This is a genomic window from Leptospira ainazelensis, assembly GCF_016918785.1.
Lineage (GTDB): Bacteria > Spirochaetota > Leptospiria > Leptospirales > Leptospiraceae > Leptospira > Leptospira ainazelensis.
The window spans coordinates 1-20,328 of the sequence record NZ_JAFFPT010000034.1; the positions used below are offsets into that span (position 1 = coordinate 1).

Sequence of the window (20,328 nt, forward strand, 5' to 3'; positions counted from 1 at the left end):
TAGGAACTCCTACAAAAATTTTGATTGGATCGCCCTGATTCGAAATCGCTTTTTTAACTTGTGGGTAAGGTTATGCTGATTGGGTGGAGGAGGAGAGGTGGATTAACTCAATGCGACGCTCTTTACGGATCGCGTCGCAGGGAAAAACTCCGGCGAAATCTCCCTATCACAAAAAAGCATTTCCGGCAACAACAAATCGCACCTCCAAAATCTTGTCGGAACTCCGACAACGTGCTCGCAAATGAAAGCGCCTCACTCTACGGATCGCGTCGCAGCGCTTTTCTCATTCGGAAAATTCCATTTTTTGCAATTAGAATCCCCTTTTTAATACTTGTAGGAACTCCAACAAAGATCCCTCTTGGGATAGTATCGAATCCAAAAACTCACCCGATTTCGGAGAAAGATTCTGTTCCTGAATTCTGGCAGGGTTTAAAATTCTTTTATAAACCGTTCGTATTAATTCCCACGCTTTAGAGGTTCCTAATTTCGAAAAAAAGAATATTCTTACATTCGAAAAAAGAAAAAAACCGAAAAACCCGGATTGACAATTTAATTTGATTCGTCCATTTTTTGAGACAAAGATTCGATATTTCAAAGAATTCTATGGGATTTTCTTTGCAACAGTGGAATCAAAGGCCAGGGACAAACGGATGGATCGTGAATACAATCATTCTTACCGATGGAATGGCATTCTTGACTGAGGCCGCATTTTCACTTTTGTCTCATATCCGAACTCCGATCGGAATTTTAGACAATAATTTGCAAGTTATAGCTTGCAATGATTCCTTTGCCTCCTTCAGCGGGGAATCAAATGGAGAGCGCTGTGTCGGAAAGCCCTTAGAGGGGATTTTAAGAATTCGAAACGTTGCCCTCTTGGAAGAATTCCGAAATTCTAAATTAGAAAAACCGATTGTATTTCAGGATCTTTTTTGTGACTCTTCGGAAAGGGAAGCTGAATATAAGGGAATTCTTACCCGAATTCGTTTTTCAAACTCAGAGGTTTTGTTATTAGAAATTTCTAAAGAAGAATTATTTCGAAAGAAGGAAAGGGAAGTGAACGCGGTCGTCTCCAGAATGTATCACGATCTGCAGGAGCCGATTCGAAATCTGACTTCGTTTCTAAAACTTTTGGAAAAACGATCGGCAAAGGAATTGAGTCCGAAGGGACAGGAGTTTTTACGGTTCAGTCTCGCAAGCGCCGATCGTCTCTGGAATCGCATCAACGCACTTCTTTCTTTTATAAGAATCGAAAAGGAACAACGTCTTTTTCATAAAATTTCTTTAAAACAAACGATCCAAGACGGTCTCAACGATCTGAAAGAAGACCTGGAAACCTCCGCTTTGAGAGTCGAGTGGGAAGGAGAATTTCCGGAGATTAACGGGAATGGTCCGCTTCTCCGCGAACTTTTTTTCAACCTTTTTCAAAACTCGATTCGTTTTCGAAAACCGAATATACCCGGACGAGTTCTCGTTTCCTATCAAAATCTCTCGGGAGTTCATAAAATTCGGATCCAAGACGAGGGAGTTGGTGTGGATCTTAAGGAGAATAATTATTTCATAGAATTGTTCCATCGTTACCCGAACGCCGATGAAATTGAAGGCGCCGGAACCGGCCTATTTTTTTGTAAGAAGATCGCGGAACTTCACGGAGGAAGATTGGAAATCGAAACCTCGGCTAACGTCGGTTTTTCGGTTACGATCTCGCTTCCCCTGAGTTTAAGTTAGAGTTTCTATAAATAGAATTAGAGAGAGCCCTTCCTATGTTTAAAGATTCATTTTCAGTTCTTTTGATAGAAGATTCGAACGCCGATTTTCGATTGATCCAGGAATATCTCGGAGAATCGGAGAGTCCTTCTTTTCAAGTCAGTCGAAGCTCAAATTTTTCCTCGGGTTTGGATCTTATCTCGTTAGAGAGACCTGATCTTGTACTTCTCGATCTTTCTCTTCCGGATTGTGCCGGTTTAGAAGCTCTTACCGAAATCAAGAATAAATTTCCTCAGATTCCGGTCATCATCTGCAGCGGGGCTGAAGACAAGGAGATCACGGTCAACGCACTTCAGATCGGCGCTCAGGACTACGTTTACAAAGGCAAATTCGATTCCTATTCGCTCAGCCGTTCCTTGATCTTCGCGTATGAAAGAAACCGACTCGCTTTAGAACTCGAAAAGAAAAACGTCTTTGAACAGGAAAACGAAGAACGATATCGGCTTTTTTTTCAATTCAATCCGCATCCGGCTTTCCTTTTCGAAGACGATTCGTTTCGGATCGTGGAAGTGAACCAAGCGGTTCTTGAAAAATACGGCTATAAAGAGAATGAACTGATCGGAAAACGGATCTTTGAAATCATAGACTCAAAAGATTTGGACCGTTTACGGGAAGAGATCGCCTTGTATCAGTTCGGAGTAAATAAGGGCGGTTCCTTTTATCACAAAAAAAAAGACGGAAACGAAATCATCACCGAATCAACGATTTATAAATTCCGTTTTCGAAATCAGGTTCTGGATCTCGCGGTAATCACCGACGTCACTGAAATGGTTAGGAACAGAGAATCGATTCTGGCTTCTCTTGCAGAAAAAGACACTCTGATCCAGGAGATTCATCATCGTGTGAAAAACAATATGCAGATTATGGTCTCTCTTTTGAATCTTCAAGCCGACAACGCGATGTCCCGTGAACTCACTTCCAAGGAACTTTACGGTTTGTTAAAGGACACGGAAAGTCGGGTTTTTTCAATGTCGCTCGTTCATAACGAACTCTATAAATCGAGTGATCTTTCACACGTCGATTTTGAAAGTTATCTGAGTATGCTTTTGCAAAATCTCTGGAACCTCTACGGTGTGGATCCAAAAGTGCGCCACGTGATCGACGCCCGAGGTTTGATTCTAAACATGGACACCGCGATTCCTCTTGGACTCATCGCTTGCGAACTAGTGACGAATGCCATTAAACACGCGTTTAGCGAAGGTTCGAACGGAGAGGTCAATATCAAAGCGGAAGAAAAAGACGGAAAGATCACGGTGACGATCTGCGACAACGGAAAAGGAATTCCTCAAGAGCTTTCCTTTCCGGATCATGAAACCTTGGGTTTACAACTCGTGAAAATTCTTACAAAACAAATTTCGGGGGAATTGAGCGTGGAAGACACAAAACCGGGAACCAAATTTCAGATTCAGTTCCCGGTTCGGGAATAAACGATTTTTTCCGTCGGAAGGAGTTAGATTTTTTTCCCACAACCTTTCATGGAAGGATCGTATGGATTTTGGACCTTCTCTCCGGAAGCGATCCATTTCTTTTTTACCATCGGACAGTAAAAAACGTGAACTCCGGAAGATTCGTCTTTTTGAATATATTCTTTTAGAGAATCGGAGAGTTCCGCATAAGCATCCAATCTTTCTTTTTCCGACGTCGCCGCTTTTAGTTTTTCCGCGGCTTGCAGAGCCGGAGCAAGACTCTTATCCCTGGAAAATTCCTGTTTGAGACTTGCGATCAATCGATCCGCGGAAACCTCTTTTTGGTTCAACAGGGATTGGTGAATCTGGTCGAGTTCGTTTAGAATCATAGGTCGAACCGGAAGGATCGACTTCGTTTCGAGGAAACCGGTCAGAAAAAAGCAAAAGATTGAAAGAATGAGAATTTTTTTCTTCATATCGATTTATTCCTTCCTTATACCGCTTTTTTCAGTTCGACGATACATTCTTTGCAGCTATCGGCGCAATTCTTACAGATTTCGTGATGGGATTCGTGAACTCTGCATTCTTTTTCGCAGGCTTCGCAGGCTTTGATACAAAGAACGGCGACGTCTTTCGCATATACGGAGTTAGACGCGCCGAGGCTAACATACGCTTTACAAAGAGCTAATGTATCCTTCACGGTTTTTAGACAATCCGCGAGCATCGTATCTCCCGTGGAAAGATTTTCCTCACAGTGGGCCAAACAGATTTCAGCGTTCAGGATACACTTGGAGGCGGCTTCCAGGGCTTTTCTGTTTCCTTTTTTTGCGGGTTCTTTTTCGGTCTTTTTGGAAGAATCCGGATGTTTGTGGCCGTTGTGACCGGAAGAATCTTTTGCAAAGAGAGTTCCTGCGCCGGCAAACGCAAGCACGGCCGCGGATTGAGTCAGAAGTTCTTTTCTAGTTAACATAAAATATTCCTAAATTGTAAAATTAAAATATGAGAAAACGATTGGATAAAAGCCGGTTTGGATCAGGTCAAAATTCGAATCGACGCGATGGATAAAAGAACGAATTTATGGGGATTGAAGGATCGAGTTTCCATTAAAGAAAATTCGAAATTCTTTCCAAGTTTCCATCCTTGAAAAAAAAGTTCGGAAAACGTAGAGAGAACGGTTTCCCAGTTCGGATGTAAATCCGGCGTTTTCGGTTGAATGGATTCTTGAGAAACTTCAAAATGACAAGAAGAACAATTCGGAGAAGTTTCGCCGTTAGGATCCGGTTTTTCCTGCTGATGACACGGAGGAAGATCGGAAGAGGCGGTTTTTTCCGAGATCGGAAACGCAGGACAATTTTCGCCGGAGAGCATGATGGTAAAGCAGAGAAGCGCGGTCGTAAAACCGATCGTTCCGAAAAAAGCAGTCCATCGTTTTGTATTTCTGCTCATTTGTGAATTAGACTTTGCCGATCCGTGGAATGGAGCAAGAAGTTTTTAAAAAATTCGTTTGATTTCATTCGTATTTGATGCAAGCTTTGTATCCTTTCAGCGCCGTTTTTTGAATAATCCCGGGAGCTACTTGTTAGATGCATTCGATTCTCATATTAGATGATGCTCAGGAAAATTGTATGCTCATGCAGGGAATCCTGAGGAGATCGGGTTACAAGAATACTCAGACAAGCCAGTCCCCGGAAGAAGTCCTTGATTGGTTGAGCCTCAAATCGGATGAACCGCCGAAAAAAGTTTTTTCCCTCATTCTTTTGGACATCCTTCTTCCCGGTATCACGGGAATCGAAATTCTTAGAATGATTCGCGAAAAGCCGGAACTCAAAGATATCCCAGTCATTATGATTACAGCCCTCAAGGAACCCAGCGTCCTCCAAGAAGCGTTTGATACCGGAGCGATCGATTACGTGGTTAAACCTTTTGATTCCATAGAACTTTTAGCGAGGGTAAGATCGGCTCTTCGACTTTTTGAGGAGATGACTCATCGTAAAGAACGCGAAAAAGAATTGGAAAAACTTACCGACCAACTCCAAGAAGTGAACGCTTATCTTTTGGCGATCGCGAGAACCGACGGGCTTACTGGTCTTTTCAATCGAAGATACTTTGACGAGGTTCTGGCTACGGAGTGGAAACGTTGTTGGAGAACGGGGAACAGCGTTGCGTTGTTGATGTTGGATATCGATCATTTCAAACTCTACAACGACGCATACGGTCATCAGGCGGGGGACCAATGTCTCAAACAAGTTTCCGGGGCGATTCGGGAATGTGCAAGAAGAGCGGGTGACGTGGCCGCACGATACGGCGGAGAAGAATTTGCGGTGATTCTTCCCGAAACTAGCGAGTCAAACGCCGTGATCGTCAGTCGCAATATATTGGAAAAAATCGAAAAACTCGGAATTCCTCATTCCGCTTCCAAGAGCAGTCCTATCGTGACGGTGAGTATCGGAATGGCCACTTTGAGTCCAAGTCCGGAGAATTCGATTCCGGAATTGATCGAAAGAGCCGACAAGGCCCTGTATCTCGCGAAAGAAGAAGGAAGAAACTGTCTTCGTTTTTATCCGCAAGGTGATTGATTTTATCTCATTCTTTCCCTTTCGAAGAAATCCACAAAAATTGAATATCATTTACGTTGGTCCCGGTCGGTCCCGTGATCACATGGGCTTCTCCGGATTGTAAGGCCTCGTAGGAACGATGTTCTTTGAGAAGACGGTCCGCTTCGTTCTCCGTTTTTGTTTGAATCTTTTTCCAAGTGGTTCCATTCACGAGAGCTCCCGCGACATCGGTCGGCCCGTCGGTTCCGTCGGTCGCCAGTGAAAAAAGAAAAATTCCCGAACAACCGGAGATTCGTTTTGCAAAGGAGAGCGCGAGTTCCTGGTTTCTTCCTCCTTTACCCGATCCGTCGTGTGTGACCGTGGTTTCTCCTCCACAAAGGATCAGAAGCGGAGAATTTAGAATTTTAGAATATTCTTTTGCGATTTCGGCCAAAAACGAACCCGCTTCTTTCGCTTCGCAGGACAAGGAGGAGGTTAAGAATAGGACCTGAATTCCCAAATGATTGCACTCTTTTTGGACGGCTTCCAGGGCGAGGGATAGGTTCCCGATACAAAAAACCTTCTGCCGGTTCGGATCCGATCGAAAAGGGAAAACTTCTTTATCGATTTTTTCTTTTTGCATCAGAATTTTTTCAATCTTCTCGTCGGGAAGAATATCGTATTGTTGGAATATTCTAAAAATAGAATCTTTTGAAGTGTGGCAGGGAATCGTGGGGCCGGAAGCGACTTTTGATAGGTCGTCTCCGATGACGTCCGAAAGAATCAGAGTCACCGACTTTGCCGGGAAAATTTTGGATAAAAGCCCCCCTCCTTTTAGAGAAGAAAGAAGAGTTCGAATTTCGTTTACGTCCTGGATCGGCGCGCCGCTCGCCAGAAGTTTTTGATTCCAGAAAACGAGATCCTCAAGCGTCAGATCTCCGGCCGGGATTTCCGCAAGCGAAGAACCCCCTCCGGATAAAAGAAGGAGGACCGTATCTTCCGGTTTCAGATCCTTACAGAGTTCCAAAATTTTTTCACCGCCTAAAAGACTGTTATTGTCCGGGATCGGGTGGCCTGCTTCGACGATTTCCAAAGGAGGAATCGGTTTTCCGGAGTGTCCGTATTTGGTAAGAATGAGTCCTCTTTGAATTTGATCCCTGCAGATTTCCACCGCGGCCAGGGCCATCGGATACGCGGCTTTTCCGATCGAGAGTAAAACCACGTTACCCGAAAGAGAAAGGGAACGAAGAAATTTCAAAACTGCGTCTTGCGGAAGGGCGGTCCGGATCGCCTTGGCTCCGAGATGGAGAAGGATGGATTCGGGAGAATCCATCTTCGGACCCGGCGGTTTTAAAAAATCCAAATGGAACATGGGCTTATTTTATTTTGACAATCCGTTCTGTAAACCGAATGTAGGATCTCACACAACGTGGTCTTTAAAAATCAAAAGTCTGCAAAAACAGGAGCTTTCATGTCCGAGATCAAAACCGCATCCGTCAAAAACGGGGAAAGAGAAACCAAATACCTGAGTTTAGGAAACGGAAAAAAATTGATCTTCTTCTTTCACGGATTTCCCGACGACGCCGGTTCCATGAAAGATCTGATGCGTATTTTCGCCGAACGCGACTTTACTTGTATCGCTCCATATATGAGAGGATATTCTCCCGGTTCGAATGTTCCTTTTTCTCCGACGGTGAGTATAGCGGAGCTCGCGGGAGATCTCAAGTTTATCGTGGAAACTCTCAAGGCAAAATACAAACCGGAAAACACGACCGTAGTAGGACACGACTGGGGTGCGATCGCCTCCTACGCGTTTGCAAATCTATCACCGGCTTCTTTGGATACATTAGTCGCTCTTTCCGTACCTCCGTTGCCTACTTTTTTAAAAAATCTCTGGATCTATCCTTCTCAGATCGTTCGGAGTTGGTATATTCTATTCTTTCAGCTCCGTGCCGGAATTCCGGAGTCCGCCCTTTTGAAAAACGAACTCCTTCGAAGACTCTGGGAAGATTGGAGTCCGGGTTGGAAAATTCCGGAGGAAAGATTTAAGGAAGTATCGGAGAATCTAAAAGTTCCCGAAAATCTTTCGACGGCCCTCGGGTATTACCGTGGTCTTTTAACTCCGAGCAACGTTTCTCTCTGGAATTCGAGCCGAGAGATCGTATTTCAAAAGATTGGAGTTCCTACTCTGGTACTAACGGGTGAAAAGGACGAATGTATTTCGCCGAACGTATTTCGAGGATTAGAATCCGAATTTTATTCTCGTGTTTTGTTTAAGATAGTAAACAACGCGGGTCACTTTTTACCGCTCGAAGCTCCGGAAATCGTAGCTCAGGAAATATTATCATTTTTGAAATTGGATTCTAAATAAGAAGAATGTAAAAAACCGCGCTCGAAAATTTTCTTCGAGCGCGGGGAAATGTTGTTTCGCAAGTAGAAGTTATGAGGCTTCTTTTCTTAGCCTTCGGCGGGAGTTTCCGACCAGCGGATTTTGGGATCGGAATCGTTACCGCGAACCGAACGTTTGTCCGCTAAGGATTCAAAGTATTCTTCGTAATTCGGAAAGTTGGTTCCCATGATTCTATCCCAAAAATTAAAGTAGAGACTGTAGTTTCCGTGAAACTTCTGATGATGGAGATTGTGATGTGTGGATGTGTTCACCCATTTTAGAATCGGATGTTTCACCCAACCCTTCGGTAAAAACTCGTAACCCAAATGCCACCAGATGTTCATGACCATTGCGTAGACGGTATGAAAAAGCAGTACGTGAAAATGGATCGGTATAAAAAGAACGAAGAATACGATATAAATTCCTTCTAAAAAAGCTTCGAGAATGTGAAAGTGATACGCCGCGAGAGGAGAAGGATTCACCGATTGATGATGAACCGAATGTACGAGGGAATATACCTTTTTACGGTGCATCCATCTGTGAGCCCAGTAAAACCAGGTTTCGTGCCAAATCGTGATCATCACGAAGGAAAAAAATAGATAGAGATATCCTCCGTGCGACGAGTAATCTCCGAAGTAAACGTTATTCGGAATCAAACCCATTCTTGCGCTCACTATGTTTGTAGTTGCGATGATCGTAAAAACAAAAAGAGTCACGGCCGATTGTCTGAATTCGTTTTTGATCTTATCGATTTTAGGATATACGGATTGAATTCTAAACCGATGGAAACCTTCTTTTTTCCAGACGTAAAGAATCAGAAAGGCAAGACCCGCGATCGGATAATAGCGCAGGATATTCATCGTAAATTGAAAAAGTCCGATTTTTTGGACACACTCGATAACTAATTCACACTGGATTGGATTCATAAAAAAGAATCTCCTTTTGTATGGAGAGAGTTTACTTTTTTTTCGGAAATCAATCGTCCGACTTGGTCGAAACGGTCGGAAAAAAGCGACCTGACTTATCAATCAGGCCGTTCGATTCTCCTTTTTTTCTAAATTCGGTCGGACTCAAACCAACCTCCTTTCGAAACGCGTCGTTAAAGGAGGACTTTGACTGAAACCCGACCTCGTATGCGATCGAAAGAACGGTTTCTTTGGGAGAATGTAGTAAAAGATGTTTTGCTTCCGCGATTCTACAACCGTTGATCAACTGAAAGAAATTTCTTTTGAGATGCAGATTGAGATATTCCGAAAGCTGATGCGGAGAAATTTCCAGTTCTTCCGCGAGTTTGGAAAGACCGAGATTCTCCTCCTTATAAATCTTTTTTTCACTTAAGAGAGAATTTAGATTTTTTTCCAGAGAATCTAAATCCACGGATCGAAGCTGGGTGTTCTTGTATTTTTTCTCGTCTTCGACGATTCTTCTTACTGCGCTGAAAATTTCGGGATGGCTTTGACGAACGATATAGATTCCACAGAGCAGAATTCCGACGAGGATGGAAGAAATCTCCAAACGAACAACCCCGTCTTGCCGAATGCTCGTTGTCAGTCCTAACAAGGAAGAAGCGGTCGCGGTGGAAAGAATAAAAAGAATCAGACGCACCTGCGGTTGAGAAAAGATCGTGGTCCAACGGATCCGATGTAAAAGGTTCCAAGTGATGTTGAAAAGATATCCGAAAAGAGAGAGCGACATCGTCGCGATTCCGATTCGTATGTCCCAGCCGAGTTTTCCTTGTTGCGCCATTCTCAAACATTCGAGTTTGTCCTCGTTGGAAGAAAGATAGAACGGTCCGAGGATCAGAAAAATAATGAAACAGGGGATCCAATCCGAAAACCGAAAGATCGGAATCGAGTTTTCTTCTTCCCAGAGCGCTGAAATGTAAGAACGTAAAAGCGGACCGAAGAGGGCTGATATAGGAATGTGAATCGCATAGAGATACGGAAAATGACGGATGGATTCGCTTACGAGAAGATAAGCGTGAAACTCAAAGATAAAAACTGAAATAAAAAGGAGGAGAAGAATTCGATTTCTATGACCTCGGAGAGCGAGAGGGATCTCTCCCAATACAAAGAGAAACGATAAGGCGGAACTAAAACCGATAAATCCGGAAAGGATCGTATGGATATTTAAGTTTCCCGGTAAAAAAGCTGACATGGAAATATATCTGAGTCTCCCGGAGGCATTTGCAAAGGAAAGCAAAAGCGATTTTTTCGGGGGATAAAAAGGAGAAATGGTCCGATTTCTAAAATGGAACGATTTTTAACTTCTTAGGGATCTAAGAATCAAATTCTCTTCAATTTATAATCGTCTAAGTATAAAAATGACTGAAAAATTGAAAAAATCGCTAAATTCAGTTGTTTTTAATAGAAACGGAAAACGGGAAAACGCGCAACAGAGCTAAAAGTTTGTTTTATTGTTGCGCCGCACCACGTCTAATAGGAACATACATATGGGACAAAATAATGTTCTTTTCTCCTTAGAAGGGAGGCGCGAAATGCTCGAAAAAATGATCGAAGACATCAAAGATTCTGTAAAAGAGTCGGTGAAGTCGGTACGCATCCCCTTAGAGGTTCATAGCAAAACCGGAAATTATACCGCAGAGATCGGGGGCTGGGAAGGTACTTCCATGAGCCTCAACCTAGGTCGATTCAACGGAGACGCAGTTGGGGAATCCGCGACTTTAGAAATCCGAATTCCTTTTTGGAAGGATCCGATCCTGATCCATGGAACGATTACGGAGAAAAAAATCGTTCGCTCCAAATCTCAGGAAAGAATTACGGATAACGTGCTTCTTTTTGAATCGGACGCGATCGGGTTGGTCAAAAAATTCTTACCAAAACTTCCGCTCGATTTGAAGGATTGGAAAATTCCGGAATTTCCGAAAAAAGCCGGCTAAGACAAACCGATTCTCAAAAGGGACGCTCCGTGCGTCCCTTTTTCGTCTTAGAGAAAGTGCTGTTCCTGGCAAGTTGAACCTCAGCTTTTCAAAAATTGAAGACAATGAAAACACAGATTCTATTCGGCATTTATTTTCTCTTTTTGAGTTGTTCTTCCGGCGATCCTGTCGGACCAAAAGAAATTCCGAAGACGGACGCGAAAGAAGATCCTTGTATCGAAGACAGAAAAAAATTCTGTGAAAATCAACCGAGCCGACGTGGAATCACCCGAGAGTGTATGAGTCAAAACGCATATTATCTTTCGCCGGATTGTAAGGCCTATTTGATTCAAAAAGGAAGAATTCGGTGATACTATTATATTCAAAAAATAATATGTTCTAAGTTTAGAATGTTTCCGTCAGGAACGATTTTACGTTTTCAGTCGTTGTTCGTATAAAATACGATTTCGAAAAAGATTTGCAATCGGACTTTGGGTCCGTTCGGGCGAGACTTTTGTTAAAAGTTTTTGCCAAAACCCCGGAAAGTAGGAACTCCCATAAAGTATGTTCCGTTAGAATGATGAAATGCCGTTAAAGAGACAGAATCTGTAGGAACTCCCATAAAGTATGTTCTGTTAGAAAGATGAAATGCCGTTAAAGAGACTTAATCTGTGGGAACTCCTTCGTTCCGACCACGGGCTCACTGCGTTTTGTGCGCGGGTATTTAAGATTTTGGGACAAGTCCTCAAAAACAAAAGTAGGAAAAACGAATTCAAAATCCCCGCCCTTTGTTTTGGCTGACTTTCTAAAGGATGGAACTTTGAATCGCTTTTATCAGGTCCTCTTCGACTTGTTTAGCGATTTCACCTAATTTTTTAGAATCGGAAAAAAGCCCGAGAAGGGACGTCGGTCGAATCATTCCGATTTTAGTTTTTCCCTTTTCGGAATAAACGGAGATTCTACAAGGAAGAACGAGGTTCATTTCCATGTCTTCGTTTAACACCTGATTCGCTTTTTGAGGATTGCAGACTTCCAGAATCCGACATTCTTCCGAAAAATCGACACCTTTCTTTTTCATCGTTTCTTTGAGATTGTGGATATGGAGAACTCCGTATTTCTGATTCGCGATCTCCGTTTCCAAATCCTGAACGCTTTTTTCCACCGACTTTTTGGTTTCCACGATGAATTTCATTGGTTTTATCCTTTTTAGTTTATTAGAATTTTATGATTTTCTTGAATCGATCGTTTTCTGAGCGCAAATCCGGACCACGGACCCTTTTCCGCTGTGTTTTTCTCCCTCGTCTAAATCCCTTTCCACGTGTTCCAATCGAAACACTTTCCAGCCGTTTTGAAATTCTTTTTGAAGCTCTTCGAGGGTTACCATAAAATTCGGGTCTTCGGGACCTCCGCTCGGAAAGTCCTTGATCCTTTGGTCGGGGTGAAACCATTCCGCGATAAAAATTCCTTCGGGTTTGAGGAACGAAGGTAGCAAGTGATACAAGGTTTCTCTTTCGGTAGGGGAAAGATGGAGAAACGTGATTACGATCGCGTCAAATTTCTGATCCGTTTTATATGCAAGAACATCGGACTCGATACAGATCACAGGCAAACCCTCGGCCTTACTTTGTTTTTTGAGTTTCTCCAATCCCACAAATGATTGTTCGACCGCCGTTACGGAGTAACCTTGACGCGCAAGAAAGAGCGAATTTCTTCCTTCTCCGCTCGCTAAGTCCAACACGGAACCTCCTTTTTGCACTCGGGAGATTTCCTCGCGGAGAAAGTCGTTTTCCAGAAGTCCGTAAACCCATTCTTGCGATGCGTATCGTTTGTTCCAAAATTCCGGATTCATTCTTTCAAGTTTGATCAAAATAAAATTTCGATTCAATCAAGAATTGAATCCTTCCGTTGATAATTATCAATTTCGATTCTTGGAATGGATTAAAATTCCCATTTGACTTTCATTTTTTCTTTGTGCATTCTTAGGGTTCGCGCTTCTCTTTGGGATTCTCCCTTCGCTGACGAAATTCGTGAGACTCGTGATCCGGAAACGTTTTGGGTCGAATCCGATTGGAGTAAGGGTTGTGTTTTTGTTTCGCGCGAAAAATCTATGAGGAGAATCTTATGAAAAAGATTTTAGTCTTCGGCTTGTTCTTTCTTTCGGTCCTTGGTCTTTCCGCACAAGGGAACGGAGGAGGAAATCCTTCTTGGAGTCAAAAGGGAAAACCTTGTTATGAAGATCGGGAAAAATTCTGCAAGGATGTGGATCGGAGAGGGGGAGCGATGAGAGATTGTCTTCGGAAAAACGAAGCTCAACTTTCGCCGGAATGCAAAACCCATTTGGATCAGATGAAAGACCGTCCTCGCCGTCGCAGATAATTTTTGCTTGGAGTCGAGGCGGGAAAACGCCCCGACTCTTTAAAAAATTCTACATTCTGAATATTCTAAAATTGGAAAGTAGCAGTTCTATTTTAATTTTTTTCGAATTCGGATTTCGAAGAATCTTTCCAACTTGGTAGATCTCCAAATGTGGGAACTCCTATGAAAATTTTGCAGGGGTAAATATGTTAGAGAAGATGGAAGACTGCGTAAAATTTCTAAATGTGGGAACTCCATCCGAATTTTGCGAGAAAACCTCTTTTCGAGAATGTCAAAACCGTGCGAGACGGATTTGTGGGAACTCCTATAAGAATTTCACAAGAATGAGTCGCCGGAAAAAACGTTCTCCGTGAAAGGGACGTAATCTGTAGGAACAATCCTTTGATCGAAAATGGACTCTATAGTTTGACCTCGAGAGTCAGGGGCGCATGATCCGAAAAGGGTTTGTCTCGGTAGATCGTATGACTTTTTACATTCTTCTTCAATTCTTCTGTGACAAAGAAGTAGTCGATTCTCCAGCCTTTGTTTTTGGCCCGGGCGCCCGCTCGAAACGTCCACCAGGAATATTCCTGTTTATCCGGATAGAGAAATCGAAACGTATCGACCCAACCTTGTTTTAAAAAGCCGGTCAGCCATTCCCGTTCTTCCGGTAAAAAGCCGCTGCTCTTTGCGTTTCCTTTTGGATCGTGAATGTCCTGCGGAGTATGTGCGATGTTTACGTCCCCGCAGACAATGAGATTGGGTTGTTTCTTTTTTCGCTTCGCGGCTTCCTTCTGAAAGAGATCGAGAAATTTCATCTTTGCGGCCTGTCTTACGTCGCCGGTAGTTCCCGAGGGAAAGTAGAGATTCCAGAGCGCAAAATCAGGATATTCTAAATAGATACTCCTTCCTTCGGAGTCAAAGAATGGATCTCCGATTCCGATCGTGACTTTCTCAGGCGGTTTTTTGTAAAGAATCGCGACTCCGCTGTAACCCTTCTTCTCCGCGCTGTGAAAGACCGGTGTATAACCGCCTTCTTCCCAGAGAGAACTCGGAACTTGATCCTGCATCGCCTTGGTTTCCTGAAAACAGATAAAGTCGGGTTTGGTTTCTTGGATATAATCGGAAAGTCCTTTCTCGAGAGAAGAGCGGATTCCGTTACAATTGAGTGAGATGAGTTTCATAGGCAAAAGATAAGCTGCTCGAATTCTTTCTTGGGGCAATTGTTTTTTTAAGTAAATTTCAGATGCAGGAAGAGTTCTTTCCGAAATCCTGGTTTTCAGATGGCGATTCCAATTCTTCCAGTCAGTTTGAAAGATCGAGAAATCCTGGATCCGGTTCTGAAACGAGCCAGAGAGGATCTGAGTTCCACCTTGGCCTTGGTCCAACCGATCATCGAAGACATTCAAAAAAACGGGGACTCCGCGCTCCGAGAATACACTCGTAAGTTTGACGGAATCGTTCCGGATTCTTTTGTTTTAGATCTTTCCAAGCTCAATCCGAAGATCGACTCCGCACTCGAAGCGGCTCTTCAAAAGGCTGCGGAAAACATCCGTGCCTTTCATCAGATTCAAATTCCGGAAGATAAGGAAATTCTTGTAAACGGAAATCGTCTCGGCATCCGTCACACCGCGGTCGAATCCGTTTCGGTCTACGCTCCCGGCGGAAAAGCATTGTATCCTTCCACAATTCTTATGGGAGTCATCCCGGCCAAACTCGCCGGGGTCAAAAATGTTCAAATCGTAACACCACCACAAGGCGGTCAACTTCCCGACGGACTCATAGCAGCCGCAAAAATCGCAGGCGCGGATCGAATCGTTCTCGCGGGAGGCGCACAAGGAATCGCCGCGGTCTCCTATGGAACTGAATCGATCTCCGCCTCGGAGTTTGTCATCGGACCGGGAAGTAAATTTGTGACAGCCGCAAAAGTGTATTTGAGCGGACTCGGTGTGATCGGGATCGACAGTCCCGCCGGACCGAGTGAAGTTCTTGTCATCGCGGACGATTCCGCAAATCCCATCTGGGTCGCCGCCGATCTTTTATCCCAAGCAGAACACGGAGAAGATTCAGTCGCGATTCTCTGCACCGATTCTTTAACCCTTGCGAAAGAAGTGCAGAAAGAAGTGGACAAGGCTTTGATCGAACGTCCGAAACGAGGCGACATGAAACGAAAGTCCATCGAAGATCACGGAAGAATATTCGTTTTTCCTAATTTAGAAGAATGTTTTGCGTTTTCGGATCTTTTTGCTCCGGAACATCTGGAAATCCAGACTAGAACTTACAAAGAAGATCTTAAAAAAGTAAGACACGCCGGTTCCGTCTTTTTGGGGAATTATTCCCCAGTTGCAATGGGGGATTATATCAGTGGGACCAATCATATCCTTCCGACTGCGGGCGCCGCGAGAATCTATTCCTCTCTCGGAGTTTCCACATTCTTAAAACGAGTCACCTGGCAGGAGGTTTCCAAAGAATCGCTCGCGGAACTCTATCCTCACGTAAAAACCCTCTCCGAGTTCGAAGGTTTGGACGAGGAACACGGAACCTCCGTAAAAATTAGAACCTGAGAATATTCGAAATTTATGATTATCTGTAGAACTCCCGAAGAAGTAAACGCCCAAGTCCGCGCCTGGAAAAAAGAAGGAAAAAAAGTCGGCTTTGTTCCCACGATGGGTTTTTTGCACGAAGGGCATACTACCCTTTTTGAAAAGTCGGTTTCCAGCGCGGACAAAACTGTGGTTTCCATCTTTGTCAATCCCGCCCAGTTCAACGATCCGGAAGACTATACAAAGTATCCGGTCAACACGGAAGGAGATCTCAAACTCTGCGAGTCCAAAAAGGTGGATCTTGTCTTTTTACCCGATAAGGACACGATGTATCCGGGCGGGATTCCAGATATCGTATTAAAAATTCCGCATCTGATGAACAATCTTTGCGCGGTTTCCAGACCGGGACATTTTGAAGGAGTGCTTCTTGTGATTTCGAGACTCTTTCACTTTGTCGAACCGGATTTTGCATTTTTTGGAAAAAAGGATTATCAGCAATATCTTCTCATCCGGGAATTCTGCAAAATGATGGCGTTTCCCGTCGAAGTCGCCGGCTGTGAAACGATTCGTTCCGAAAAGGGACTGGCTCTAAGCTCGCGTAACGCGCGTCTCGGCGAAGCCGAAAAGGAAGAAGCGCTTCTGGTTTCGCGGGCGCTTCGTCTGGGAGAATCCCAGATTCTTTCCGGAGTGAAGGATCCGGTTTTGGTAAGAGAAATCATGAAGGACGTTCTGGATTCTTCCTCAAAAATCAAATTGGATTATCTCGAAGTTCTAAACGCCGATACTTTGGAAAACCTGGAACACATCGCGGGTAACGTGCTTCTCGCGGTCGCGGTTTTTATAGGCCCGGTCCGTTTGATCGACAATCTTACGTTGAGCGTCACCGAATGAAGGATCTTCTCGAAATCGTAGGCGAGGAACTTTTTTCTTCTTTTGGAACTTCCCATTCCAAAAAAAAGAATACTTCGGCAAGAACCTCGGTTTCCACGAAAAGCGCGACCCAGGGTAAAGCTGCAGTTTCTTGGGCGACCCAGGGTAAAACATCCGTGGACGAAACTGTCACGGGAAGTATTTATTCCGTCGCGGGTGGAAGCCATTCTATATTAGCTTCTTCTTTATTTCAAAAATTGAATCAAACGATCGTGGTGGTTTCCGAAAACAATACCGCCGCCGAGTTTTTATACAGAGAATCCTTGAGTTTTCTTCCAAGTAGCGATCTCGTCTATTTACCGGGACAAGAAGTTCTTCCCTACGAATATCTTCGTTATCCCGCGGAGATGAAACGGGAACGGATCAAGGCGATCGCGAGAATTTTGAGCGGTGAACCCGCGCTGATCTTTACTTCCGTCGCCGGTTTTTTAAAAACGCTTCCTCCGGTCGCGACGATGCAGGGCCGCGCGATCACTTTGGAGAAGGGAAAAGAAATCGATCTTGAACTTCTTCTTATCGAATTGATCGATCTCGGTTACAAACGCGCGGACGTCTGCGAAACCTTCGGCGAATTCAGTCTCAAGGGCGGGATCTTAGATATCTATTCTTCGTATTCTTCCGAGCCGGTACGGATCGACCTTTTCGGGGAAGAGATCGAATCCATTCGAACCTTTGATCCGGACACACAAAGATCCGTAGCCGATTTGAAAAAAGCGATCTTACTTCCCGCGGACGAATACATCCTCTCCGAGGATCAAAAAAAAGAATATCAGAATCTTCTAAAGTCGGCCGATTCTTCTTTGCACATTCCCGAAATTCCGGATGGAAACTACGGAATCTATTACGAGGAACTCGTTCCACTCGTACGAGAGAATCACGGAATTCTTTCCTACTTCCCCGAACATCCGGTTCTTCTTTTTCCGTCTCCGAATTCCGTAAAAGAAAGGATGCTTCATCTCGAAAGGGAGTATGCTTCTCTTTTTGAAAAACGTTCCAAGGAAGTGCTTTGTGCGCCTCCGGAAAAACTTCTTTCCTTTGGAGAAGAACACGGAGTTCTGCGCGACTTAGTCGGTCTTTCCTTTTACGGTCTTCCGCCTCGAAACGAAAAAGATTTAGTTTCTTCTCTGAAAGAAGCTCCCACGTTCCGGGGAAAAATTCGAGAAGTTCGTGAAAAGATCGCCGAACTCAGAAACGAAGGCGGATGGAAGATCGTTCTCACTTCCTCTTTCGAAGCCCAGACAAAACGTCTTCAGAGTTTGTTCGAAAAAGAAGGAATCGTATTGTTAAACGAAGAAGCGACTGAACCGGTCCCGTTTCATCTCGGCAAATCGAAAAAGGACGCCTTTCTTGTCCTTTCCGAACTTCGAAACGGATTTCTCTACGAAGATCAGAAAATTCTAATATTATCCGAAAATGATATTTTCGGAAGGGAATACAAACGTAAAACACGTTTTAAAAAACAAAACAGCAAAGCCCTTCAGAGTTTTATCGACTTAAAGGAAGGGGACTTCGTAGTTCATATTCATCACGGGGTTGGAAAATTCTTAAAGATAGAAAGGACCAACGCAGGCGGTAAGGAAAGGGACTTTCTAAAACTCGAATACAACGGAGGGGATTCCCTTTTTGTTCCTCTCGATCAGATCTCCCTCGTTCAGAGATATATCGGCGGAACCGAATCTCCTCGTTTGGACAGTCTTGGCAAGAGCACCTGGAAAAAGACAAAGGAACGGGTTCAAAAAGCGGTCGAAGAACTCGCCGAAGATCTTGTCCTCATGTATTCCAACCGTCTCAAACTCCAAGGTTACGCCTTTCCCGCGGACACCGTCTATCAAGAAGAATTCGAAGCGGAATTCGAATACGAGGAAACTCCGGATCAGATCGACGCGATCGAAGCCGTTAAAAAGGATCTGGAATCTCCGCGCCCGATGGATCGTCTCGTTTGCGGGGACGTGGGTTACGGAAAAACCGAGGTTGCGATCCGCGCAGCTTTTAAGGTCGCGATCGCCGGACGTCAGATCATGATGCTCGCTCCCACCACGATCCTAGCATTACAACATTATAATACGTTTAAGAATCGTTTTGAAAACTACCCCGTTCGTGTGGAACTCGTCTCCCGTTTTAAAAGTCCTTCCGAAGTGCGCGCGATCCTGGAGGATTTTACCAACGGAAAAGTGGACATGATCATTGGAACCCACGCGATTCTTTCTCCCAAATTAAAACCGAAAAACCTTGGTCTTCTTATCATAGACGAGGAACAAAGATTCGGGGTCAACCACAAGGAAGCGATCAAGAAGTTTAAAAATCTCGTGGACGTTCTCACCCTTACCGCGACTCCGATTCCCCGAACTCTTCATATGGCTCTTACGGGAATTCGGGAACTTTCCATTATCGCAACTCCGCCTAAGAATCGTCAGTCGGTCGAAACCTACGTGATCGAAGAGGACGAAGATCTCATTGCGGAAGCGATTCGAAACGAAATCAAACGGGACGGACAGGTTTTTTATCTCTACAATCGAGTGGAAACGATCGAACAAGAAACCAAATATCTCAACGGAATCGTTCCCGAGGTTTCCATCGGAGTTTTACACGGACAGATGACCGAGGACGAGATCGAAGAAACGCTCTTGGATTTTTACAATCGGAAGTATGACATTCTTGTAACTACTACCATCATTGAATCCGGGATCGATATGCCGAACGTGAACACTCTTTTTGTAAAAAGAGCCGATCTTTTCGGTCTTTCCCAGTTGTATCAGATCCGGGGAAGAGTGGGGCGAAGCGACAGAAAAGCGTACGCTTACTTGCTTCTTCCCAAGGATCGGGTCGTTTCAGAGTTGGCGGAAAAACGTCTCAACACGATCTACGAATACCAAGAACTCGGATCCGGTTTTAAGGTGGCGATGCGGGATTTGGAAATTCGAGGAGCGGGGAATCTTCTCGGAAAAGAACAATCCGGCGATATCATGGAAGTCGGTTTCGATCTCTATGTTCACATGCTCGAAGAAGCGATCGCGAGAATCAAGGGAGAGGAAGTCGCTGTCGAAGTCAGGACTTCAGTCACTCTCAACACAAACTTCTTTATTCCGGAAACTTATATCGGGGACACTCGACAAAAGATCGAATTCTATAAAAAGTTCGAAGGCGCGAGAGATCTCGAAGAAATCGAAGAGGTTTATAACGAAATGACGGATCGTTTCGGAGAACCTCCGGAAGATGCAAAAACGTTTATCCTTCTGGAAAAAATTCGTACCCTTGCTTCCAATCTCGGATTCGAATCGGTGGCGGAAATGAAAGACGAGATCAAGATGAAGTCGGGTTCTTATTTTAGAGGGGACAACGAAAAAATTATTAATTTGATTTCGGCAAAAACCGGTCTGACGATCAATCCGAGAGAACCGAACGTGCTCATTTTTCAGACGGGAAAAAAATCGGAAAAGGAAAAACTGAACTATCTCATCTTTCTTCTTTCGGAAATGCTCCCTTCCAAAAAAGTATAGACGACCAAACCCCGAATCCTATCCTTTGCACA

General features: G+C 44.1%; 19 protein-coding genes. 10 read left to right on the forward strand and 9 right to left on the reverse strand.

Features of this window, described 5'->3' with window-relative positions:
- Nucleotides 1–657 precede the first annotated feature (657 nt).
- Together JWG44_RS22540 and JWG44_RS09590 are read left to right on the forward strand one after the other, a co-directional pair.
- Nucleotides 658–1,725 (forward strand): sensor histidine kinase, encoded by a 1,068-nt coding sequence (locus JWG44_RS22540; RefSeq protein WP_205274734.1) that lies wholly within the window; start codon nucleotides 658–660, stop codon nucleotides 1,723–1,725.
- Between the two features lie 35 nt (nucleotides 1,726–1,760).
- Nucleotides 1,761–3,191 carry a histidine kinase dimerization/phosphoacceptor domain -containing protein gene (locus JWG44_RS09590; RefSeq protein ID WP_205274735.1) on the forward strand — a complete coding sequence of 477 codons (1,431 nt, stop codon included), beginning with the start codon at nucleotides 1,761–1,763 and terminating at the stop codon, nucleotides 3,189–3,191.
- Between the two features lie 23 nt (nucleotides 3,192–3,214).
- On the opposite strand, the gene JWG44_RS09595 is transcribed toward JWG44_RS09590, so the two are convergent.
- The 3 genes from JWG44_RS09595 to JWG44_RS09605 form a co-directional block, all read right to left on the reverse strand.
- Nucleotides 3,215–3,646, reverse strand: coding sequence for an LIC13259 family plasminogen/vitronectin/complement-binding protein (locus JWG44_RS09595; protein ID WP_205274736.1), 432 nt, complete (start codon nucleotides 3,644–3,646; stop codon nucleotides 3,215–3,217).
- A 17-nt stretch (nucleotides 3,647–3,663) separates the two neighbouring features.
- On the reverse strand, nucleotides 3,664–4,140 hold the full coding sequence (locus tag JWG44_RS09600) for a four-helix bundle copper-binding protein (RefSeq protein ID WP_205274737.1): 477 nt from the start codon (nucleotides 4,138–4,140) through the stop codon (nucleotides 3,664–3,666).
- Nucleotides 4,141–4,202: 62 nt separating this feature from the next.
- The gene (locus JWG44_RS09605) at nucleotides 4,203–4,616 is read right to left on the reverse strand and encodes a hypothetical protein (RefSeq protein ID WP_205274738.1); all 414 of its coding nucleotides are present in this window, start codon (nucleotides 4,614–4,616) and stop codon (nucleotides 4,203–4,205) included.
- A gap of 137 nt (nucleotides 4,617–4,753) precedes the next feature.
- Here JWG44_RS09605 and JWG44_RS09610 point away from each other — a divergent pair, with 137 nt between their 5' ends.
- Nucleotides 4,754–5,746 (forward strand): GGDEF domain-containing response regulator, encoded by a 993-nt coding sequence (locus JWG44_RS09610; RefSeq protein WP_205274739.1) that lies wholly within the window; start codon nucleotides 4,754–4,756, stop codon nucleotides 5,744–5,746.
- Between the two features lie 7 nt (nucleotides 5,747–5,753).
- Here JWG44_RS09610 and JWG44_RS09615 read toward each other — a convergent pair whose 3' ends face one another.
- Nucleotides 5,754–7,076: a glycerate kinase type-2 family protein gene (locus JWG44_RS09615; RefSeq protein WP_205274740.1), complete on the reverse strand. Its 1,323-nt coding sequence runs from the start codon at nucleotides 7,074–7,076 to the stop codon at nucleotides 5,754–5,756.
- Between the two features lie 99 nt (nucleotides 7,077–7,175).
- On the opposite strand from JWG44_RS09615, the gene JWG44_RS09620 reads away from it, so the two are divergent.
- Complete coding sequence (locus JWG44_RS09620; protein WP_205274741.1) at nucleotides 7,176–8,075, forward strand: alpha/beta fold hydrolase; 900 nt, start codon at nucleotides 7,176–7,178, stop codon at nucleotides 8,073–8,075.
- 86 nt (nucleotides 8,076–8,161) lie between these two features.
- Here JWG44_RS09620 and JWG44_RS09625 read toward each other — a convergent pair whose 3' ends face one another.
- Nucleotides 8,162–9,019 (reverse strand): sterol desaturase family protein, encoded by an 858-nt coding sequence (locus tag JWG44_RS09625; RefSeq protein ID WP_205274742.1) that lies wholly within the window; start codon nucleotides 9,017–9,019, stop codon nucleotides 8,162–8,164.
- A gap of 49 nt (nucleotides 9,020–9,068) precedes the next feature.
- Complete coding sequence (locus JWG44_RS09630; protein ID WP_205274743.1) at nucleotides 9,069–10,250, reverse strand: AraC family transcriptional regulator; 1,182 nt, start codon at nucleotides 10,248–10,250, stop codon at nucleotides 9,069–9,071.
- Between the two features lie 340 nt (nucleotides 10,251–10,590).
- Here JWG44_RS09630 and JWG44_RS09635 point away from each other — a divergent pair, with 340 nt between their 5' ends.
- Entirely contained in the window at nucleotides 10,591–10,992 is a 402-nt protein-coding gene (locus JWG44_RS09635) for a hypothetical protein (RefSeq protein WP_205274744.1), read from the forward strand.
- A 104-nt stretch (nucleotides 10,993–11,096) separates the two neighbouring features.
- On the forward strand, nucleotides 11,097–11,342 hold the full coding sequence (locus JWG44_RS09640; RefSeq protein ID WP_205274745.1) for a hypothetical protein: 246 nt from the start codon (nucleotides 11,097–11,099) through the stop codon (nucleotides 11,340–11,342).
- Between the two features lie 434 nt (nucleotides 11,343–11,776).
- On the opposite strand, the gene JWG44_RS09645 is transcribed toward JWG44_RS09640, so the two are convergent.
- Together JWG44_RS09645 and JWG44_RS09650 are read right to left on the reverse strand one after the other, a co-directional pair.
- Complete coding sequence (locus JWG44_RS09645) at nucleotides 11,777–12,163, reverse strand: DUF302 domain-containing protein (RefSeq protein ID WP_205274746.1); 387 nt, start codon at nucleotides 12,161–12,163, stop codon at nucleotides 11,777–11,779.
- 30 nt (nucleotides 12,164–12,193) lie between these two features.
- Nucleotides 12,194–12,820, reverse strand: coding sequence for a class I SAM-dependent methyltransferase (locus JWG44_RS09650; protein ID WP_205274747.1), 627 nt, complete (start codon nucleotides 12,818–12,820; stop codon nucleotides 12,194–12,196).
- Nucleotides 12,821–13,092: 272 nt separating this feature from the next.
- Here JWG44_RS09650 and JWG44_RS09655 point away from each other — a divergent pair, with 272 nt between their 5' ends.
- On the forward strand, nucleotides 13,093–13,347 hold the full coding sequence (locus tag JWG44_RS09655; RefSeq protein ID WP_205274748.1) for a hypothetical protein: 255 nt from the start codon (nucleotides 13,093–13,095) through the stop codon (nucleotides 13,345–13,347).
- Between the two features lie 398 nt (nucleotides 13,348–13,745).
- Here the strand turns inward: JWG44_RS09655 and JWG44_RS09660 are convergent, their stop codons facing one another.
- A complete protein-coding gene (locus tag JWG44_RS09660; RefSeq protein ID WP_205274749.1) occupies nucleotides 13,746–14,510 on the reverse strand; it encodes an exodeoxyribonuclease III in 765 nt (254 codons plus the stop codon).
- 99 nt (nucleotides 14,511–14,609) lie between these two features.
- Between JWG44_RS09660 and hisD the strand changes: the two genes are divergently transcribed.
- The 3 genes from hisD to mfd are packed head-to-tail and all read left to right on the forward strand — an operon-like array spanning nucleotide 14,610 to nucleotide 20,296.
- Nucleotides 14,610–15,890: a histidinol dehydrogenase gene (gene hisD, locus JWG44_RS09665; protein ID WP_205274750.1), complete on the forward strand. Its 1,281-nt coding sequence runs from the start codon at nucleotides 14,610–14,612 to the stop codon at nucleotides 15,888–15,890.
- Between the two features lie 15 nt (nucleotides 15,891–15,905).
- Nucleotides 15,906–16,760: a pantoate--beta-alanine ligase gene (panC, locus tag JWG44_RS09670; protein ID WP_205274751.1), complete on the forward strand. Its 855-nt coding sequence runs from the start codon at nucleotides 15,906–15,908 to the stop codon at nucleotides 16,758–16,760.
- On the forward strand, nucleotides 16,757–20,296 hold the full coding sequence (gene mfd / locus JWG44_RS09675) for a transcription-repair coupling factor (RefSeq protein WP_205274752.1): 3,540 nt from the start codon (nucleotides 16,757–16,759) through the stop codon (nucleotides 20,294–20,296). Before panC ends, mfd begins: the two co-directional genes overlap by 4 nt.
- Nucleotides 20,297–20,328 lie beyond the last annotated feature (32 nt).

Excerpts from the sequence above, each read along its gene's own strand:
- JWG44_RS09600 (WP_205274737.1), bottom strand. The coding sequence starts at position 4,140 with ATGTTAACTAGAAAAGAACTTCTGACTCAATCCGCGGCCGTGCTTGCG.
- JWG44_RS09635 (WP_205274744.1), top strand. The coding sequence starts at position 10,591 with ATGCTCGAAAAAATGATCGAAGACATCAAAGATTCTGTAAAAGAGTCG.
- panC (WP_205274751.1), top strand. The coding sequence starts at position 15,906 with ATGATTATCTGTAGAACTCCCGAAGAAGTAAACGCCCAAGTCCGCGCC.
- JWG44_RS09655 (WP_205274748.1), top strand. The coding sequence starts at position 13,093 with ATGAAAAAGATTTTAGTCTTCGGCTTGTTCTTTCTTTCGGTCCTTGGT.
- hisD (WP_205274750.1), top strand. The coding sequence starts at position 14,610 with ATGGCGATTCCAATTCTTCCAGTCAGTTTGAAAGATCGAGAAATCCTG.
- JWG44_RS09640 (WP_205274745.1), top strand. The coding sequence starts at position 11,097 with ATGAAAACACAGATTCTATTCGGCATTTATTTTCTCTTTTTGAGTTGT.
- JWG44_RS09660 (WP_205274749.1), bottom strand. The coding sequence starts at position 14,510 with ATGAAACTCATCTCACTCAATTGTAACGGAATCCGCTCTTCTCTCGAG.
- JWG44_RS09595 (WP_205274736.1), bottom strand. The coding sequence starts at position 3,646 with ATGAAGAAAAAAATTCTCATTCTTTCAATCTTTTGCTTTTTTCTGACC.
- JWG44_RS09615 (WP_205274740.1), bottom strand. The coding sequence starts at position 7,076 with ATGTTCCATTTGGATTTTTTAAAACCGCCGGGTCCGAAGATGGATTCT.
- mfd (WP_205274752.1), top strand. The coding sequence starts at position 16,757 with ATGAAGGATCTTCTCGAAATCGTAGGCGAGGAACTTTTTTCTTCTTTT.
- JWG44_RS09625 (WP_205274742.1), bottom strand. The coding sequence starts at position 9,019 with ATGAATCCAATCCAGTGTGAATTAGTTATCGAGTGTGTCCAAAAAATC.
- JWG44_RS09630 (WP_205274743.1), bottom strand. The coding sequence starts at position 10,250 with ATGTCAGCTTTTTTACCGGGAAACTTAAATATCCATACGATCCTTTCC.
- JWG44_RS09620 (WP_205274741.1), top strand. The coding sequence starts at position 7,176 with ATGTCCGAGATCAAAACCGCATCCGTCAAAAACGGGGAAAGAGAAACC.
- JWG44_RS09610 (WP_205274739.1), top strand. The coding sequence starts at position 4,754 with ATGCATTCGATTCTCATATTAGATGATGCTCAGGAAAATTGTATGCTC.
- JWG44_RS09645 (WP_205274746.1), bottom strand. The coding sequence starts at position 12,163 with ATGAAATTCATCGTGGAAACCAAAAAGTCGGTGGAAAAAAGCGTTCAG.
- JWG44_RS09650 (WP_205274747.1), bottom strand. The coding sequence starts at position 12,820 with ATGAATCCGGAATTTTGGAACAAACGATACGCATCGCAAGAATGGGTT.
- JWG44_RS09590 (WP_205274735.1), top strand. The coding sequence starts at position 1,761 with ATGTTTAAAGATTCATTTTCAGTTCTTTTGATAGAAGATTCGAACGCC.
- JWG44_RS09605 (WP_205274738.1), bottom strand. The coding sequence starts at position 4,616 with ATGAGCAGAAATACAAAACGATGGACTGCTTTTTTCGGAACGATCGGT.